The sequence below is a fragment of the Enterobacter cloacae complex sp. IR5441 genome, assembly GCF_049238215.1.
Classification (GTDB): domain Bacteria; phylum Pseudomonadota; class Gammaproteobacteria; order Enterobacterales; family Enterobacteriaceae; genus Enterobacter; species Enterobacter hormaechei_C.
The window spans coordinates 1-3,866 of record NZ_JBMKIA010000079.1 but is presented as its reverse complement, the minus strand read 5'-3'; the positions used below and the strand labels follow the sequence as shown (position 1 = coordinate 3,866).

Sequence of the window (3,866 nt, the reverse complement as noted above, 5' to 3'; positions counted from 1 at the left end):
CCTCCCTGCGTCCGCTGATGGCCGGCAGCAGCCCGTCGTTGCCTGATGGATCCAACCCCTCCGCTGCTATAGTGCAGTCGGCTTCTGACGTTCAGTGCAGCCGTCTTCTGAAAACGACACCATGTGCAAACGATGTCAGAATAGAGTTAAATTTCCTATTGATTGACATATTCCGTCAAAGGTAATAGATTTCATCCTGACACTTTTGCCTTTGGAGGCATCTTGCAAGGTCAACGCATCGGCTATGTCCGCGTCAGCAGCTTCGACCAGAACCCGGAACGGCAATTGGAGGGTGTTCAGGTGGCGCGGGTGTTCACCGACAAGGCTTCTGGCAAGGACACCCAGCGTCCCGAGCTGGAAAGGCTGCTGGCCTTCGTCCGCGAGGGCGACACCGTGGTGGTGCATAGCATGGACAGGCTGGCACGCAACCTTGATGACCTGCGCCGCATCGTCCAAGGGCTGACACAACGGGGCGTGCGCATGGAGTTCGTCAAAGAAGGGCTGAAGTTCACCGGCGAGGACTCACCGATGGCCAATCTGATGCTGTCGGTCATGGGAGCCTTCGCTGAGTTCGAGCGCGCCCTGATCCGCGAACGTCAGCGCGAGGGAATCGTGCTGGCCAAGCAGCGCGGTGCCTACCGGGGACGAAAGAAATCGCTGAACAGCGAACAAATTGCCGAGTTGAAACGGCGAGTTGCGGCAGGCGACCAAAAAACCTTGGTGGCCCGTGACTTCGGCATCAGCCGCGAAACCTTGTACCAGTACCTGCGGGAAGACTGACCATGCCACGCCGCTCAATCCTGTCCGCCACCGAGCGCGAAAGCCTGCTGGCACTGCCAGATGCCAAAGACGAACTGATACGGCACTACACGTTCAACGAAACCGACCTGTCGGTGATCCGTCAGCGTCGCGGCGCCGCGAATCGATTGGGCTTCGCTGTGCAGCTTTGCTACTTGCGATTCCCTGGCACCTTTTTGGGCGTCGATGAGCCTCCGTTTCCGCCCCTGTTGCGCATGGTGGCCGCGCAACTCAAGATGCCAGTGGAAAGTTGGAGCGAGTACGGCCAGCGCGAACAGACACGGCGGGAGCACTTGGTCGAGCTGCAAACGGTTTTTGGGTTCAAGCCCTTCACCATGAGCCACTATCGGCAAGCCGTGCATACATTGACCGAGCTGGCCTTGCAGACCGACAAAGGCATCGTGCTGGCGAGCGCACTTGTCGAGAATCTGCGGCGGCAGAGCATTATCCTGCCCGCCATGAATGCCATCGAGCGCGCAAGCGCCGAGGCCATCACCCGTGCCAACCGACGCATTTACGCGGCGCTGACCGATTCTTTGTTATCACCCCACCGTCAGCGCCTGGACGAACTTCTCAAGCGCAAGGACGGCAGTAAAGTGACGTGGCTGGCATGGCTGCGCCAGTCGCCTGCCAAACCGAACTCTCGCCACATGCTCGAACATATTGAGCGCCTGAAATCCTGGCAAGCACTTGATCTGCCCGCAGGCATCGAGCGGCAGGTTCACCAGAACCGCCTGCTCAAAATCGCTCGTGAAGGTGGCCAGATGACGCCTGCTGATCTGGCAAAGTTCGAGGTGCAACGACGCTATGCCACGCTGGTAGCGCTGGCCATCGAAGGCATGGCCACCGTCACCGATGAAATCATCGACCTTCACGATCGCATCATCGGCAAGCTGTTCAACGCGGCCAAGAACAAGCATCAGCAGCAGTTCCAGGCTTCCGGCAAGGCGATCAACGACAAGGTGCGGATGTATGGGCGCATCGGTCAAGCGTTGATTGAGGCCAAGCAAAGCGGCAGCGATCCGTTCGCCGCCATCGAGGCCGTTATGCCCTGGGACACCTTCGCCGCCAGCGTCACCGAAGCGCAAACATTGGCGCGGCCTGCCGACTTTGATTTCCTGCACCACATCGGTGAAAGCTATGCCACGCTACGCCGCTACGCGCCGCAGTTCCTGGGCGTGCTCAAATTGCGGGCTGCGCCCGCCGCCAAGGGTGTGCTCGATGCCATCGACATGCTGCGCGGCATGAACAGCGACAGCGCGCGCAAGGTGCCCGCCGATGCGCCAACCGCATTCATCAAGCCGCGCTGGGCAAAGCTGGTTCTGACCGACGACGGCATCGACCGGCGTTACTACGAGTTATGCGCCCTGTCGGAGCTGAAGAACGCGCTGCGCTCCGGTGATGTCTGGGTGCAGGGTTCTCGCCAGTTCAAGGACTTCGACGAATACCTGGTGCCGGTCGAGAAGTTCGCCACTTTGAAGCTGGCCAGCGAATTGCCGCTGGCAGTGGCCACCGACTGCGACCAATACCTGCATGACCGGTTGGAATTGTTGGAGGCGCAACTCGCCACAGTCAACCGCATGGCTGCGGCCAACGACTTACCGGATGCCATCATCACCACCGCGTCAGGCCTGAAGATCACGCCGCTGGACGCGGCAGTACCAGACGCCGCGCAAGCCATGATCGACCAGACAGCTATGCTGCTGCCGCACCTCAAAATCACCGAGTTGCTGATGGAGGTCGATGAATGGACGGGCTTCACCCGCCACTTCACACACCTGAAGACCAGCGACACGGCCAAGGACAAAACCTTGCTGTTGACGACGATCCTGGCCGACGCGATCAACCTGGGTCTGACCAAAATGGCCGAGTCCTGCCCTGGCACCACCTACGCCAAGCTGTCTTGGCTGCAAGCCTGGCACATCCGCGATGAAACCTATTCGACGGCGCTGGCCGAGCTGGTGAATGCGCAGTTTCGGCAACCCTTCGCCGGCAACTGGGGTGACGGCACCACGTCATCGTCGGACGGCCAGAACTTCAGAACCGGCAGCAAAGCAGAAAGCACTGGTCATATCAACCCGAAGTATGGAAGCAGTCCAGGACGGACTTTCTACACCCATATCTCCGACCAGTACGCGCCCTTCAGTGCCAAGGTGGTCAACGTGGGCATTCGTGATTCAACTTACGTGCTTGATGGCCTGCTGTACCACGAGTCGGACTTGCGCATCGAGGAACACTACACCGACACGGCAGGCTTCACCGATCACGTGTTTGGCTTGATGCATTTGCTGGGATTTCGCTTCGCGCCGCGTATCCGTGACTTGGGCGAAACCAAGCTATTCATCCCCAAGGGCGATGCCGCCTATGACGCGCTCAAGCCGATGATTAGCAGCGACAGGCTGAACATCAAGCAAATACGCGCCCATTGGGATGAAATTCTGCGGCTGGCCACCTCCATCAAGCAAGGCACGGTAACGGCTTCGCTGATGCTGCGCAAACTCGGCAGCTACCCGCGCCAGAACGGCTTGGCCGTGGCGTTGCGCGAGCTGGGGCGCATCGAGCGCACGCTGTTCATTTTGGATTGGCTGCAAAGCGTGGAGCTGCGCCGCCGCGTCCATGCGGGGCTGAATAAGGGCGAGGCGCGCAACGCGCTGGCCAGGGCGGTCTTCTTCTACCGATTGGGTGAAATCCGCGACCGCAGTTTTGAGCAGCAGCGCTACCGGGCCAGCGGCCTCAATCTGGTGACGGCGGCCATCGTGTTGTGGAACACGGTATATCTGGAGCGTGCCACCAGTGCTTTGCGTGGCAACGGCACGGCGCTGGACGACACATTGTTGCAATATCTGTCGCCGCTGGGGTGGGAGCACATCAACCTGACCGGCGATTACCTATGGCGCAGCAGCGCCAAGGTCGGTGCGGGGAAGTTTAGGCCATTGCGACCGCTGCCACCGGCTTAGCGTGCTTTATTTAATGAGATGGTCACTCCCTCCTTCCCGGTACTATGCTGAGGACAGGCTTTCATTCGGAGAACTATCATGGAAAACATTGCGCTCATTGGTATCGATCTG

2 protein-coding genes are annotated in these 3,866 nt (G+C 59.6%); both read left to right on the top strand.

From position 1 onward, the window contains the following. Nucleotides 1–222: 222 nt before the first annotated feature. Nucleotides 223–780, top strand: a complete 558-nt coding sequence (locus ACOTX5_RS26190) for a recombinase family protein (protein WP_001162012.1) — start codon at nucleotides 223–225, stop codon at nucleotides 778–780. A gap of 2 nt (nucleotides 781–782) precedes the next feature. Then, a complete protein-coding gene (locus ACOTX5_RS26185; protein WP_001138073.1) occupies nucleotides 783–3,755 on the top strand; it encodes a Tn3 family transposase in 2,973 nt (990 codons plus the stop codon). Nucleotides 3,756–3,866 lie beyond the last annotated feature (111 nt).